Consider the following 13,812-nt stretch of genomic DNA (forward strand, 5'->3'; position numbering starts at 1 on the left):
AGCGTTTGTAAACACCTGCGAAACTTGAATGACGGGCCCATTGATTTTTTCACAAATGATTGAAGGAGACAGTTTCATGAAACTCAAAAAAATAGCCTTGCTTGCCACTCTGGCTTGTGCGGGTTTGTCTGCGGCAGTCACCAGTACGCTGGTGTTGGCGCAAGAGAAAGTACAGTTTTTCCCCAGCTTGACAGGGCGTACCGGTCCTGTTGCCCCCAATGCAACACCGTTTGCAAACGGCTATGCCGACTACATGAAGCTGGTCAATTTGCGCGGCGGCATCAACGGCGTCAAGACATTGGTTGAAGAGTGTGAAACGGCCTACGCCACAGACCGCGGCGTTGAGTGCTACGAGCGACTCAAAGGCAAGCACGGCGGCGCCACGGTATTTCAGCCTTTGTCCACCGGCATCACTTTTGCGTTGACCGAAAAAATCCCTGGCGACAAGATCCCAATGATCACATCGGGCTACGGCCGCAGTGATTCGGCAGATGGCGGGGTCTTCAAATGGAACTTCCCATTGATTGGACATTACTGGGTGGCTGGCGATGCCGTGCTGCAACACATTGCCAAGGAAGCCGGTGGCTGGGACAAGCTCAAGGGTAAAAAAATTGCCGTGGGTTACCACGACAGCCCGTTTGGCAAAGAACTGCTCCCGATTGTGCAAGAGCGTGCTGCAATGCATGGCTTCACACTGCAGTTGCTGCCGATTCCTGCCCCTGGGGTGGAACAAAAAGCCATCTGGTTGCAAATTCGCCAGCAGCGGCCTGACTATGTGATGCTGCAAACCTGGGGTGTCATGACCGCTACATCGATCAAGGAGGCCATTGCAACAGGTTATCCGCGTGAAAAGATGTTCGGCACCTGGTGGTCTGGCGCCGAGCCGGACATCAAGGACATTGGCGCTGCGGCCAAAGGCTACAACGCGGTGATGATGCAACACGGTGCAGAACCTCAGTCGGCTGTGGTCAAGGAAATCCTGGCCAAAGTGCATGACAAAGGCCAGGGCACAGGACCCAAGGCTGAAGTGGGTGAGGTTCTCTACATGCGCGGTGTTGTGGGCGCCATGTTGGCCGTCGAGGGCGTGCGCCAGGCCCAAGAGAAGTACGGCAAGGGCAAGCCCATGACCGGTGAGCAGGCCCGTTGGGGATATGAAAACCTGAACCTGACACAGCCCAAGCTCGATGCGCTCGGTTTCAAGGGTGTGATGCGTCCCGTGTCGACCTCTTGTGCTGATCACATGGGCTCTGCATGGGCACGTGTCCACACATGGGATGGCAGCAAATTTGTTTGGGCCTCCGATTGGCTTCAGGCAGATGAGCAAATCATCAAGCCTATGGTGAAGTCTTCTGCCGACAAATATGCGTCCGAGAAGAAGCTGACACGCCGCACTCCTGCGGATTGCCAGTCCTGATCGGTGCCAAGTCTGCCGCGCAAGCGGTGGGCTGCAGCTGCTTCGGCAGCTGCCACATGAAACCCTTGCGTGCAGCGGTTTCATCTGGGGTGAACCTCTAAAGTAGAAAAGGTAAATTCGATGAGTGACAAAAAAATCATTCTCAACGTCAATGGCATCGAAGTCATTTATAACCACGTCATCCTGGTGCTCAAGGGCGTGTCATTGCAAGTGCCCGAGCGCGGCATCGTGGCCTTGCTGGGCGGCAATGGCGCCGGCAAAACCACCACGTTGCGCGCGGTCTCCAACTTGCTCAAGGGCGAGCGTGGTGAAGTCACCAAGGGCAGCATTGAGCTGCGCGGTGAACGCATTGAAAACCTCTCACCTGCCGACTTGGTGAACCGGGGCGTGGTGCAGGTGATGGAGGGTCGCCATTGCTTTGCGCACCTCACGATCGAAGAAAACCTGATGACCGGCAGTTACACCCGTACCGACAAGGGTGAGATCGCGGCCAACCTGGAAAAGGTTTACAACTATTTTCCGCGCCTCAAGACCCGCCGCACTTCGCAAGCTGCCTACACCTCGGGCGGGGAGCAGCAGATGTGCGCGATTGGCCGCGCCTTGATGTCCAACCCCAACATGGTGCTGCTCGATGAGCCCTCCATGGGCCTGGCGCCTCAGATCGTGGAAGAGGTCTTCAACATCGTCAAGGACCTGAACGAGAAGGAAAAAGTCACTTTCCTGATCGCCGAACAAAACACCAACATGGCCCTGAAGTTCGCCGACTATGGCTACATCATGGAGTCGGGCCGCGTGGTGATGGACGGTGTGGCCGAAGACCTGCGCACCAACGAAGACGTGAAAGAGTTTTACCTGGGCATGGGCGGTGGCGAGCGCAAGAGCTTCAAGGATGTCAAGAGCTACAAGCGCCGCAAACGCTGGCTGGCTTGATGCGCTGACCCTTGGCCTTTTCCTTTCTTCCCGCAGTACCCCAGAAAGCCATCCATGCCCCAGCACTTTGATGCGTTGGAAATACGCACGCCACAAGACCGAGAAGCCGCTTTGATGGCTGTTTTGCCCGCGCAGGTTGCGCATGCCAAGGCACACGCCCCTGCATTTGCCGAATTGCTCAAGGATGTGGATGCTGCCAGCGTGTGCAGCCGCGCTGCACTGGCCCGGCTGCCGGTGATCCGAAAGCATGAGTTGCTGGAGCGCCAAAAATCAGCGCGTGCCGCCGGTGGTTCGGTGTTCGGTGGTTTCAGCACTCTGGGTTTTGGCAAAGCCATGCCCCGTGTGTTTGCCAGCCCTGGCACCATTTATGAGCCCGAAGGCACACGGGCCGATTACTGGCGCATGGCGCGGGCCATTTTTGCGGCAGGCTTTCGCCCGGGCGAGCTGATTCACAACTGCTTCAGTTACCACTTCACCCCCGCGGGCTCCATGATGGAAACCGGTGCCCATGCGCTGGGCTGCACGGTGTTTGCGGGCGGCACCGGGCAGACTGAGCAGCAGGTGGGCGCCATGGCCGAGTTGCAGCCTGCGGGCTACATCGGCACGCCCAGCTTTCTGAAAATCATCCTTGAAAAAGCCGCCGAGATGGGTGTGGCCTTGCCCAGTCTGCGTAAGGCCTTGGTGTCTGGCGAGGCGTTTCCGCCCAGCCTGCGCGACTGGATGACGGCGCACGGCGTCCATGCCTACCAGTGCTACGCCACGGCCGATGTGGGCTTGATCGCCTATGAGACCGCGTCGCGTGAAGGCCTGCTGCTGGACGAAGGCGTGATCGTCGAGATCGTGCGACCTGGCACCGGCGACCCGGTGCCTGAAGGCGAGGTGGGCGAGTTGGTCGTCACCTCGCTCAACCCCGACTACCCGTTGGTTCGGTTTGGCACGGGTGACTTGTCGGCCATCTTGCCTGGCCTCTGCCCCACGGGCCGCACCGGTTTGCGCATCAAGGGCTGGATGGGCCGTGCTGACCAAACCACCAAGATCCGGGGCATGTTTGTGCACCCGGGCCAGGTGGCCGAAATCGTCAAACGCTTTCCCGAGCTCAGCAAGGCCCGTTTGGTGGTGACCGGTGAAATGGCCAATGACCAGATGGCGCTGCACGTTGAAACCGACCGGATGGCCGATGACACGCTCAAGCAGAGGGTATCTGAGGCTGTGCGCGACGTGACCAAACTGCGTGGCGAGGTCCATCTGGTGGCGCCAGGCAGTCTGGCCAATGACGGCAAGGTCATTGAAGACGCCCGCAGTTACCAGTGAAGTGGGCCACTGGAGGGGCTAATTCCATTGCAAAACCAAGGCCAAACAAGGGTTAGTTGCTAAGTACTTTCCGCGATTTGACGAAACTCTTAATGGTTTTAAACTATTAAGTCATTTTTAGGAGTATCTGAATGAAGCAATGGATTGCCCTCGCCGCCTTGGCTGCTGTTTCGGTGGGCGCTCAAGCCCAGGCCTTTCCCGGTTCCAAGCCTGTTTCCATCGTGGTGCCGTTCACCGCAGGTGGCCCGACGGATCGTGTGGCCCGCGACTTGGCCGAGGCCATGCGAAAGCAGATTCCTGGTAGCAATTTTGTGGTCGAAAACGCAGCAGGTGCTGGCGGAACGATTGGTGCCACCAAGGTGGCCAAAGCCAACCCCGATGGCCACACGCTCTTGTTGTTCCACATCGGCATGGCCGCGACACCTGCGCTTTACCGCAAGATTGCTTACAAGCCACTGGAAGACTTCGAGTTTTTGGGCATGGTCAATGATGTGCCCATGACCTTGATCGGCAAGCCCCAGTTGCCTGCCAACACCTACCGCGACTTTGAAAACTACATCCGCGCCAACGCCGGCAAGTTGAACATTGCCCACGCGGGTCTGGGATCGGCCTCGCATATTTGCGGATTGCTGTGGCAGTCCAACCTGCAGACCAAAGACGCGATGACCACCATCCCGTTTGGCGGCACTGCACCGGCCATGACCGCGCTGATTGGCGGCCAGGTGGATGTCATGTGTGACCAGACCACCAACACCGTGGCGCAAATTGAAGGTGGCCGTGTCAAGGCATTTGCGGTCACCACCGCCAAGCCGCTGGGCACGCACGCCGTGCTCAAGCACTACCCCAGCTTGCAGGAGATGGGGGTGAAGAATTTCGACCTGACCATCTGGCACGGTTTGTACGCTCCCAAAGGCACGCCTGCAGCGATCACCAAAACATTGAACGAGGCTTTGAAAAAGGCCTTGAAAGACCCAGAGTTTGTCAAGAAGAACCAGGACTTGGGCGCTTTGGTGGTGACCGACAAGCGGTCCGACCCGGCTGAACACAAGAAGTTTGTGGCAGCAGAAATGATCAAGATCAAGGCTGCAGTGGATGCAGCAGGCAAGTACGCCGACTGAGCGTTCGGATTGCTCCGTGAAAAAGCCGCTCTTGTAGCGGCTTTTTCACGGGTGTGCTCAAAGTTTAGTTGGCAAATCTTTCGCTGCCCACAATGCCCAGCTTGCTCAGGCCCGAACGCTGCGCACTGGCCAGCACCATGGCTGCCGCCTCGTATTTGGCTTTGCCATGTGAACGGATGTGCAGCTCGGGTTGGGGTTGCAAGGCGGCGGCTTCGGACAGTTTGGTTTCCAGTGCTTGCCTGTTGGGCAAAGCCTGCCCGTTCCAGCGCAAGCCGCCATCGGCCTCGATGTCGATTTTTACCACCACGGGGTCGACTTTCTGGGGGGTGCTCGTGGCCACCGGCATGTCCAGATTCACTGAGTGCAATTGCGCGGGGATGGTGATGATCAGCATGATGATCAGTACCAGCATCACGTCAATCAGCGGCGTGGTGTTGATGTCCATCATCACCTCGGGTTCATCGCTGCTGCTGGTGCCCAGATTCATGGCCATGTGTGTGTCCTTGGAAGTTCAGGGGGCCGGGTCGGTGATGAAGCCGACCTGAGTGATGCCCGCACGTTGCACCGCGTACATGACGCGCCCGACCGATTCAAATTCGCTTTGTGCATCGCCCCGGATTTGAACCTCGGGTTGGGGCTTCATGGCTGAGAACTTCTTCAGCCGTTCCAGCAGGTCGGCTGTGTTTTTCATCGGGGTGTCGTACAGGTAAATTTGCCCCGCCTTACTCACCGAGATGATCAGCGTTTCAGGCTTGGCTTGCCGCACCACGTTTTGCTCTTTGGGCAAGTCCAGCTTGATGGAAGTAGTGACCACGGGAATGGTGATGAGGAAAATGATCAGCAGCACCAGCATCACATCCACCAGGGGGGTGGTGTTGATGGTGCTGATCACCTCGTCTTCGTCGTGGGGCCCGAGCGTGGGACCGAGGTTCATGGCCATTATTTTTTCGCCGAGGCCAGCAAGACGGCGTGCAAGTCAGCGCCAAAGGCGTTGACTTCTTCCATCACCGCCTTGTTGCGACGCACCAGCCAGTTGTAGCCCAGCACCGCAGGCACGGCCACGGCCAGGCCGATGGCGGTCATGATCAAAGCTTCGCCTACGGGGCCAGCCACTTTGTCGATGCTCGCCTGGCCCGACATGCCAATCTTCACCAGGGCGTGGTAGATGCCCCACACGGTACCGAACAAGCCGACAAAAGGTGCGGTGGAGCCCACGGTGGCCAACACCGCCAGGCCGTCCTGTATGCGGCTTTGTACGGTGCCCATGGCCCGCTGGATGCTCATCGTGACCCAGGTGTTGAAGTCCACGCTGCCCAGCAAGCCCCCGTGTTTGCTGGCGCCCTCTAGGCCCTTCTCGGCAATGAAGCGAAAGGGGCTGGCTGCATCCAGCGCGTCGGCGGCTTCCCGAACAGAACCCGAGGTCCAAAAGTTGGCTTGCGCGGCTTTGGCAAATTTCAGCATCTTGGATTGCTCCGTCAACTTGGTGAAGATCACATACCAGCTGCCCATGCTCATCAGCACCAGTATCAACAGCGTGCCTTTGGCCACCGCATCGCCTTGTGCCCACAAGGCACCCAGGCCGTAGGGGTTGTCTTCTGGCGCAGCGCCGGCAGCTGAAGCCAAAGTGGCTGAAGCTGGGGCTGCCGCTGCGCTGCTTGCTGCTGGCGCTGCGGCTGCTTCTTGGGGGGGCGCTGCCAAGCTGTGGCCCGCCATCAGAAGGCTGGCCCACAAAGCGGCACCTGCCAGGGTGTTTTTAAAGCTGAACATCGGTAAGCATCCTTTGCTTTGAGTCATGTGAATTGGCTGGGGCGTGTGAAGTTGCAGGCGGCATCATTCCAGCCGCCAGGTGTACTTGATGCCGGCCCAGGCTTGTTCTGGTTTGCCATCGACCATGGCCGGCTTGAATTGGCATTTTGACAACCCGGCCCGAGCCGCTTCGTCCAGGCGTTTGTAGCCGGAGCTTTTCTCGACCTCGGACTGGATGACTTTGCCATCGGTGCCCACCAGAAAACGCAAGCTCACCGTGCCCTCTTCTTCCATGCGCCTGGACGCGCTGGGATAGTCAGGCTTTTCACACTGGGCCATGTTGACACTGGCCACTGTGCGCAGGGGCGCTCGAGGGGGTGCGGTGGGCACGGTGACCGTGGCCGGTGCGGGGGCCGCAGCAGATGGCGTGGTGGTGACCGCTGCGATGGCGTTGGGGGCTGCAGTTGGCGCCGGTGTGTCGGCGGGCGGCACAAAGGCTTGTGGCAGCGGGATGGTCTTAGGAGGAGCGGGTGCGGGCGGTGCCGCCGGCAAAGGCGGCAAAGGGGGTGAAGGCCTCAAAGGTGGCGGTTCAGATCGCTTTTCTTCCAGCAAGAGCGCTTGCACCACCAAGGGCATTTTTTGAACCACTGTGCGGGTCAGCCCAGCCTGAATGGCCCAAAAAAGCAAGGCATGCAAAACGACCACCGCGACCAGACCGATGAGCTTTCGCTTCGGTGGAGCTTGGAGGTCGGTGAACGCGTTCATCAGTCAATTGCCCTGGATATGAAGACTTGTATTTTGCGTGAGAAATCCAGCGCCATCTGGCTGGCTGGGTTACACAGCGGCACAAGCGGGTTCGTCAAGGTGTGCGGGTGATCAGGAAGCTGCGGCTGTTTTGGCCTGCCAGTGTCCTGTGGCCTTGAATTTGCCGCCCACAGCTTGCAATTGGCAGGCTGCCTTGCCAGGTTGCGGCAATGCGTTGGCCATCGTGGGTTTCTTCCAGTGTGAAGTCGCCATCGTCCAGGTCAGCCACCACCGCATGGCGTTGTTGGCCTTGTGTCAATTCGCCGCGCAAGCTGCCCGCATGTTCCGGGTGTGGACCCAAGGTCAATGCCCACGGCATTTCGCCTGCGATCTGCACGGTCCACTGGCCGTACAGCATCTCTGGCGTCAAGTCTTGTGCCGTCGGGCAAGCGCTGCGCGTGGGCAGCAGGTTGCAGGCGCTGAGGGCCAGCAAGGCGATCAAGGCGCTAAGCCAGCGGTCTGAGGTGGTTCGGCTTTTTTGTCGTGTCATGGTTTGGCCTGTGCTGCGGCATCGGCAACACGCTGGGCAAACTCGGCGCGCAAGGCTTTGAGCTTTTCGCGTGGGTCTTCCTTGGGGGTGTGTTCATCGAGCCGCATTTCGGCAATGAAGCGGCTGGGCAGGGCGGCCACCGTATCGCGGCCTTTTTTGCGCCGTTGGGTCCAGCTCACGGCCAGGCTGCGCTGGGCACGTGTGATGCCCACGTACATCAGGCGGCGCTCTTCTTGCAAGCGCAGCAAAATGCCTTCGCTCATGGGGCCATCGCTTTTGCCCGAATGTTTGTCATCATCGCCCAGCTTGAAGGGCAGCAGCCCCTCGTTCACGCCCACCAGCATCACATGCGGCCACTCCAGCCCCTTGGAGGCGTGCAGGGTGGAGAGCGTGACCACGTTTTGGTCTTTCTCGCGCTCGCTCAGCGTCGAGATCAGTGAGATGGTCTGCGCCACATCGAGCAGGCTTTTGATGTCGCTGGCTTGGGCGCCGGTGGCGTCCTCGATCTCGCCGCCGCAGCGACCCGCCATCCAGTCGCAAAACTCCAGCACGTTGGTCCAGCGGGCCGAGGCCACTTTTTCGTTGTCTTCGCCGTCGTACAGGTGTTGCTCGTAGCCGATTTCTTTCAGCCATTCCAGCAAAAAGGCCAGGGCCGCTTCCTTGCCCATGGTGTGGCGGGCGCGGTGTTCCAGGTCGTTGATGTAGCGGCCAAACTCGTGCAGACCTGCCACAGAGCGGGCATTGACTGCGCTGGGCAAGCTGCCCGCAAACAGTGACTCAAACAGGCTCAGTTTGTATTGCGTGGCAAAGGTGCCCAACTGGCCCAGGGTCTGGTGGCCAATGCCCCGTTTGGGGCTGGTCACCGCGCGCAGAAAAGCCGGGTCATCGTCGTTGTTGATCCACAAACGAAACCAGGCGCACAGGTCCTTGATTTCGGCCTTGTCAAAAAAGCTCTGCCCGCCTGACACCTTGTAGGGAATGTTGGCGCGTCGCAAGGCCTGCTCAAAAGGCCTCGCCATGTGGTTGGCGCGGTACAAAACCGCAAAGTCCTTGAACTCGCGGTGCTTGGATTCGAGCGAATGCCCGCTGCGGATCGACTGGATGCGCGAGATGGTGCGCTCGGCCTCGTGCTCTTCGTTGACGGCGTTGACCACGCGCACTGGTTCGCCTTCACCCAGTTCTGAAAACAGGGTTTTCGGAAACAGTTTGGGGTTGGGCTGGATCACGTTGTTGGCCGCCCGCAAGATCGCGCTGGTGGAGCGGTAGTTCTGCTCCAGCTTGATGACTTTGAGCTGCGGGAAGTCCAGCGGCAAACGTTTCAGGTTGTCCAGCGTGGCGCCGCGCCAGCCGTAAATGGACTGGTCGTCGTCGCCCACCGCTGTGAAGCGGGCGCGTTCACCTACCAGGTGTTTCAACACCTCGTATTGCGTGGCATTGGTGTCCTGGTATTCGTCCACCAGCACATGGCCCATCTTGGTCTGCCAGCGCTCGCGTATCTCCGGAAACTCGGCCAGCAACTTCAGGGGCAGGCCGATCAGGTCGTCAAAGTCCACGCTTTGGTAGGCGCTCAAACGCTCCTGGTAAAGCGCCATGATGCGGGCGATCACCCGGGCGTTGTCGTCGGGGGCAAGTGCCGCGGCCTGCTCGGCATTCAGGCCCATGTTTTTCCACAGGCTGATCGTCCATTGCCACTGCCTGGCCGTGGCCGCATCGGTGGTGCCGCCGCAGTCTTTCAGAATGCTGGTCACGTCGTCTGCGTCCATGATGCTGAACTGGGGTTTCAGGCCCAGCACCGCACCGTCTTCGCGCATGATGCGAACGCCCAGGGCATGAAAGGTGCAGATCAGCACATCCTTGGCGGCGCGGCCAATCAGCTGCTTGGCGCGCTCACGCATTTCGGCGGCGGCCTTGTTGGTGAAGGTGATGGCGGCGATGCGCTTCGGCTCCAGCCCTGCTTCCATCAGACGCCCGATCTTGTGCGTGATCACCCGCGTCTTGCCCGACCCGGCCCCGGCCAGCACAAGGCAGGGCCCAGACACATAGTTCACGGCTTCGAGTTGGGCGTTGTTCAGTCCGGCAGACATGGAGGGGGCGTTAGAAGACGAGGAATCAGGGCAAAGCCGGCCATCATAGCGGGCTGGACCTGGGCCAGGCCTGAGTAAGCGTTGAGGGCTGAGGCCGCCCTCTCCCTGGGCAGTTGAAAAGGATCGTTAGATGGGTCATGTCGACCCTGTGACCTGGAGATCTACTGGTTTACCCGACAATCAGGCCCATGCTTGAAATATTGCGCGTCACTTTCCCGTTTTTTGCCCTGGTCTTGTGTGGTTACCTGGCGGCCCGCTTGAAGTTTTTGCCTTTGGAGGCCATTCCGGGCCTGAACGGCTTTGTGCTGTTTTTTGCCTTGCCGTGCATGCTGTTCCGCTTTGGTTCGGACACACCCATTGCGCAGTTACTGGATGCAGGGGTGTTTTTCACCTATTTGTTTTGCGCTGCTGTGATCGTGGGGTTCAGCATCGCCATCAGCCTGAACCGGCGCATTCGTTGGAACGATGCGTCTTTGGGGGCGTTGGTGGCTGCATTTCCCAACACCGGCTTCATGGGGGTGCCCTTGCTGGTGGCTTTGCTCGGCCCGCAGGCGGTGGGCCCGGCCATCGTCACCATCGTGGTCGATCTGGTGTTCACCTCATCCTTGTGCGTGGCTTTGTCGCGCATGGATGCGGCCGGGGAGCACGGTGCCGCGGTGGCTGCCCGCAAGGCCTTGGCGGGGGTGCTGCGCAACCCGATGCCGTGGGCCATTTCTTTGGGCGCGGCGTTTTCTTTCTGGGACCTGGTGCTGATCGGACCGGTGGCCAAAACGGTGGGCTTGCTGGCCGACGCGGCCTCGCCCGTGGCCTTGTTCACCATTGGCGCGGTGTTGGCCCGATCGCAAATGCTGGCCCACGAACGCCCTGAGGGCCCTTTGCGCATGGCCGATTACCTGCCGATTTCATTGATTAAATTGGTGCTGCACCCGGTGCTGGTCTTGCTGGTGGGGTTGACCGCCATTCAGTGGGGCGTGCGGATTGACCCGTTTGCCCTGCAGGTGATGGTGTTGGTCGCAGCCTTGCCCAGTGCCAGCAACGTGTCACTTTTGGCCGAGCGCCTGGGGGCTGACAACGGCCGCATTGCCCGGGTCATTTTGATGACCACGGCGGTGGCTTTTTTGACGTTCTCTGGCGCGGTGGCTTTTTTCAAGGCCTGAGGTCGAAGGTGCTGGGCGGCCTGGCCCCGCCAGTACCTGCCTTACGCATCACGCATGGCCCATGACGCCTGACGCATGCAGCATGACGCTTCATGCAGGTGGCGCGTTCAGCGCGTTCAAATCGCCTGCGGGTCCACATCCACCAGCCAGCGGATCACGCCTTTGTGCTCGGGCTGGCTGCGCAGCTGGTGCAGCACGCCATGCAGATGCCACAACGCTTTTTGCAGCGCCATGCGAGAGGGGCTTTCCAGTAGCATCTGGGCGCGTTCCACATCGGCCACGCGCTGCATGCTCATGGGCACGGCCGGGTACACGCTGACTTGCAGCACCAGGCCGGACGTGGCCGGGTCCGCGCTGAGTTGCAGTTCCAGCGCTTCGCGTGCGGCGTTCAGCAAGGCCTGAGCAGCTTCCTGGCTGCGGGCGTCGGCACGCAGCAGGGCCTGGTGGCTGATGGGAGGCAGGTCTGCGGCGGTGCGCTCGGCCAGTTCGCTGGCGGCAAAGGCCGGGTAGTCGTGCTTTTTGAGCGCTTCAAACAGGGCGTGCTGTGGGTGAAAGGTTTGCACCCACATTTCACTGCTGGCGCTATGGGCCGCATCGCGCCCTGCACGCCCGGCCGCCTGCATGAGTAAGGCAAACAGCCGCTCGGGGGCCCGAAAGTCGCTCGAAAAAAGCGCCGTGTCCGGGTTGACCGCCGCCACCAGGGTGATGCGCCGAAAGTCGTGCCCCTTGGCGATCATCTGGGTGCCCACCAGGATGTCTACCTCGCCCGAGTGGACCGAGGCCAGCTGGCTTTCCAGTGCGCCTTTCAGGCGGGTGGTGTCGGCATCAATCCGGGCAATGCGTATCGGTGAGCCATCGGGGCGTTTGACGTGGGCCAGCAGTTCAGCCAGGTGCTCTTCCAATTGTTCGGTGCCGCGGCCAATCGGGGCGATATCGGCGTTGCCGCAGTCCGGGCAGCCCCGGGGCACGCGCTCGGTCAGGCCGCAGTGGTGGCAGCGCAAAGTGCGGTCAATTTTGTGGAAAACCCTGAACGCACTGCAGTGCTTGCACGCGCTCTTCCAGCCGCAGTCGGCGCAGTGCAGCACCGGGGCATAGCCACGCCGGTTCAGCAGCAGCATGCATTGCTCGCCCCGCTCTACCCGTTCTTGCAAGGCGGCCACCAGCGGCGCCGACAGCACGGTGCGGCGTGGCTGCTTGTTCATGTCCACCCGGCGCACCTTGGGCAACAGGCCAGTGCCGCCACCTGCACCGATTCGCGAGGGCATGTGCAGTCGAATGTAGCGCCCACCGTGCTGCCCGTCCTCGTCGGCTGGGCGGCTCAGGTGCCAGCTTTCGAGCGAGGGCGTGGCCGAAGCCAGCAGCACCGGGGCCTGGTGCAGGCGACCCCGGTACACCGCCAGGTCTCGGGCCGAATAACGGGCCCCTTCTTGCTGTTTGTAGCTGGGGTCGTGTTCTTCGTCGACCACGATCAGTTTCAGGTGCGGCATGGACGCAAAAATGGCCATGCGGGTGCCCAGCACGATGCGGGCCTGGCCCGCATGGGCGGCCAGCCAGGCTTTCAGGCGTTGCGCAGGCGTCATGCCGCTGTGCATGGACACCACCGCCTCGTTCCCGAAGCGGGCCTGCACCCGCTCTTCGAGCTGAGGCGTCAGGTTGATCTCGGGCACCATCAGCAGTGCCTGGGCTTGCGGGTCGCGGGCCAGCATGCGTTCGACCGCTTGCAAATACACCTCGGTCTTGCCGCTGCCGGTGCTGCCAAAGAGCAGAAACGGACCCATGCCGCCAGCCATCTTGGCGAGGACCGTGCTTTGCTCTTCCGACAAGGCGGGGCCTGGCACAGTTTGAATTTTGCGATCAGCAGCTTGCTTTTTGAGACGCCGCGCCAATTGCTCGGGCGTCAGGTCACGCAGTTGCGGGGGCAGGGCCGACAGGGCGACCTCGCCGAGGGAGCGCTGGTAATACTGGGCCGAGAACTGCACCAACTGCCGCCAGTCGGCGTTCAGAGGTGCCAGCTCGCTGAGCACCCCCAGCACATCGCGCACAGCCGATGTGGGCATGCCGGTGGGCGCGGCATCCAGCACGGCCCAAACCACGCCGAGCACTTCGCGTGACCCCAATGGCACGCGCACCAGTTGACCAGGTTGCACCAAAAAGGGGCTGCGGTAGCTTAGTAAAGCGCCCACCTGGCTGTGGGCAGGGGTCTGGACGGCGACATCGATCCAGTGGTGGTCGCTCACGTTGTTCTCGGTACTTTTGAGCAAAATCGTCAGTGCAAAAAGTTAGCTGAATTCTTGGAACGGGATGTAAGTCGTTGATTTTTCAGCATTTTGGGGGTGACCCAGAAAATCTGTGGATAACTTTGTTGAAAACTTGACCTCGATGCTCTGGAAGCCTTGAAAATCAAGCCTTCCAACAAATTGCACATCCAATGGGCAAGATAAAAAGTTCAATGAAATCAATAACTTGCGTGGTGGTAAATACACCGATTTTACGGCCAGGCAGGCCACTGGACAGGCAAGTCGAAGATTTCAATTTTGTGCATAAGTCAAGCGTCTCAGACCATTTATTTTGCAAAAAAGAGCTTGAAACGCTGTTTTTATTGTGCTAAAGCTGAAAACTTGCGAGAAGGCGTGCTCATTTTTGGCGCTGCGCGCGCGAATGGCTGTGCACGGTCTCCACCAGTGCGGTCACATGCTCTGGCGGCGTGAACTGGCTGATGCCGTGGCCCAGGTTGAAGATGTGCGTCGGCCCGGTGTTG

Annotated in this window: 13 protein-coding genes; 5 read left to right on the forward strand and 8 right to left on the reverse strand. The window is 60.0% G+C overall.

The features are described 5' to 3' along the window. Window positions 1-76 precede the first annotated feature (76 nt). The 4 genes from ACIQ3A_RS06310 (at window position 77) to ACIQ3A_RS06325 (ending at window position 4,773) form a co-directional block, all read left to right on the forward strand. On the forward strand, window positions 77-1,414 hold the full coding sequence (locus tag ACIQ3A_RS06310) for an ABC transporter substrate-binding protein (protein ID WP_396430900.1): 1,338 nt from the start codon (window positions 77-79) through the stop codon (window positions 1,412-1,414). Window positions 1,415-1,534: 120 nt separating this feature from the next. After that, complete coding sequence (locus ACIQ3A_RS06315) at window positions 1,535-2,344, forward strand: ABC transporter ATP-binding protein (RefSeq protein ID WP_108407596.1); 810 nt, start codon at window positions 1,535-1,537, stop codon at window positions 2,342-2,344. A 54-nt stretch (window positions 2,345-2,398) separates the two neighbouring features. Then, complete coding sequence (locus tag ACIQ3A_RS06320) at window positions 2,399-3,655, forward strand: phenylacetate--CoA ligase family protein (RefSeq protein ID WP_396430901.1); 1,257 nt, start codon at window positions 2,399-2,401, stop codon at window positions 3,653-3,655. A 131-nt stretch (window positions 3,656-3,786) separates the two neighbouring features. Then, window positions 3,787-4,773 carry a tripartite tricarboxylate transporter substrate-binding protein gene (locus tag ACIQ3A_RS06325; RefSeq protein ID WP_396430902.1) on the forward strand — a complete coding sequence of 329 codons (987 nt, stop codon included), beginning with the start codon at window positions 3,787-3,789 and terminating at the stop codon, window positions 4,771-4,773. Between the two features lie 64 nt (window positions 4,774-4,837). Here the strand turns inward: ACIQ3A_RS06325 and ACIQ3A_RS06330 are convergent, their stop codons facing one another. The 6 genes from ACIQ3A_RS06330 to ACIQ3A_RS06355 form a co-directional block, all read right to left on the reverse strand. Then, window positions 4,838-5,266, reverse strand: a complete 429-nt coding sequence (locus tag ACIQ3A_RS06330) for an ExbD/TolR family protein (protein ID WP_396430903.1) — start codon at window positions 5,264-5,266, stop codon at window positions 4,838-4,840. A gap of 18 nt (window positions 5,267-5,284) precedes the next feature. Next, window positions 5,285-5,713, reverse strand: a complete 429-nt coding sequence (locus ACIQ3A_RS06335) for an ExbD/TolR family protein (RefSeq protein ID WP_396430904.1) — start codon at window positions 5,711-5,713, stop codon at window positions 5,285-5,287. Beyond that, window positions 5,713-6,540: a MotA/TolQ/ExbB proton channel family protein gene (locus ACIQ3A_RS06340; RefSeq protein ID WP_396430905.1), complete on the reverse strand. Its 828-nt coding sequence runs from the start codon at window positions 6,538-6,540 to the stop codon at window positions 5,713-5,715. The genes ACIQ3A_RS06335 and ACIQ3A_RS06340 overlap by 1 nt, the downstream gene beginning before the upstream one ends. A 63-nt stretch (window positions 6,541-6,603) precedes the next feature. After that, complete coding sequence (locus ACIQ3A_RS06345; RefSeq protein WP_396430906.1) at window positions 6,604-7,284, reverse strand: energy transducer TonB; 681 nt, start codon at window positions 7,282-7,284, stop codon at window positions 6,604-6,606. 94 nt (window positions 7,285-7,378) lie between these two features. Further along, the gene (locus ACIQ3A_RS06350) at window positions 7,379-7,813 is read right to left on the reverse strand and encodes a hypothetical protein (protein WP_396430907.1); all 435 of its coding nucleotides are present in this window, start codon (window positions 7,811-7,813) and stop codon (window positions 7,379-7,381) included. Further along, window positions 7,810-9,897, reverse strand: a complete 2,088-nt coding sequence (locus tag ACIQ3A_RS06355) for an ATP-dependent helicase (protein WP_396430908.1) — start codon at window positions 9,895-9,897, stop codon at window positions 7,810-7,812. The genes ACIQ3A_RS06350 and ACIQ3A_RS06355 overlap by 4 nt, the downstream gene beginning before the upstream one ends. Before the next feature lie 188 nt (window positions 9,898-10,085). Between ACIQ3A_RS06355 and ACIQ3A_RS06360 the strand changes: the two genes are divergently transcribed. Beyond that, on the forward strand, window positions 10,086-11,054 hold the full coding sequence (locus tag ACIQ3A_RS06360; RefSeq protein WP_108407631.1) for an AEC family transporter: 969 nt from the start codon (window positions 10,086-10,088) through the stop codon (window positions 11,052-11,054). 116 nt (window positions 11,055-11,170) lie between these two features. On the opposite strand, the gene priA is transcribed toward ACIQ3A_RS06360, so the two are convergent. Both priA and ACIQ3A_RS06370 read right to left on the reverse strand, forming a co-directional pair. Next, window positions 11,171-13,291: a primosomal protein N' gene (priA, locus tag ACIQ3A_RS06365; RefSeq protein ID WP_396430909.1), complete on the reverse strand. Its 2,121-nt coding sequence runs from the start codon at window positions 13,289-13,291 to the stop codon at window positions 11,171-11,173. Window positions 13,292-13,688: 397 nt separating this feature from the next. Next, the coding region (locus tag ACIQ3A_RS06370; RefSeq protein WP_396430911.1) for a uroporphyrinogen decarboxylase family protein at window positions 13,689-13,812 on the reverse strand (124 nt) is incomplete at its 5' end.

Origin of the sequence: Limnohabitans sp. (assembly GCF_044361985.1) — a bacterium.
Taxonomy (GTDB): Bacteria; Pseudomonadota; Gammaproteobacteria; order Burkholderiales; family Burkholderiaceae_C; genus Limnohabitans_A.

Excerpts from the sequence above, each read along its gene's own strand:
- ACIQ3A_RS06310 (WP_396430900.1), top strand. The coding sequence starts at position 77 with ATGAAACTCAAAAAAATAGCCTTGCTTGCCACTCTGGCTTGTGCGGGT.
- ACIQ3A_RS06315 (WP_108407596.1), top strand. The coding sequence starts at position 1,535 with ATGAGTGACAAAAAAATCATTCTCAACGTCAATGGCATCGAAGTCATT.
- ACIQ3A_RS06320 (WP_396430901.1), top strand. The coding sequence starts at position 2,399 with ATGCCCCAGCACTTTGATGCGTTGGAAATACGCACGCCACAAGACCGA.
- ACIQ3A_RS06325 (WP_396430902.1), top strand. The coding sequence starts at position 3,787 with ATGAAGCAATGGATTGCCCTCGCCGCCTTGGCTGCTGTTTCGGTGGGC.
- ACIQ3A_RS06330 (WP_396430903.1), bottom strand. The coding sequence starts at position 5,266 with ATGGCCATGAATCTGGGCACCAGCAGCAGCGATGAACCCGAGGTGATG.
- ACIQ3A_RS06335 (WP_396430904.1), bottom strand. The coding sequence starts at position 5,713 with ATGGCCATGAACCTCGGTCCCACGCTCGGGCCCCACGACGAAGACGAG.
- ACIQ3A_RS06340 (WP_396430905.1), bottom strand. The coding sequence starts at position 6,540 with ATGTTCAGCTTTAAAAACACCCTGGCAGGTGCCGCTTTGTGGGCCAGC.
- ACIQ3A_RS06345 (WP_396430906.1), bottom strand. The coding sequence starts at position 7,284 with ATGAACGCGTTCACCGACCTCCAAGCTCCACCGAAGCGAAAGCTCATC.
- ACIQ3A_RS06350 (WP_396430907.1), bottom strand. The coding sequence starts at position 7,813 with ATGACACGACAAAAAAGCCGAACCACCTCAGACCGCTGGCTTAGCGCC.
- ACIQ3A_RS06355 (WP_396430908.1), bottom strand. The coding sequence starts at position 9,897 with ATGTCTGCCGGACTGAACAACGCCCAACTCGAAGCCGTGAACTATGTG.
- ACIQ3A_RS06360 (WP_108407631.1), top strand. The coding sequence starts at position 10,086 with ATGCTTGAAATATTGCGCGTCACTTTCCCGTTTTTTGCCCTGGTCTTG.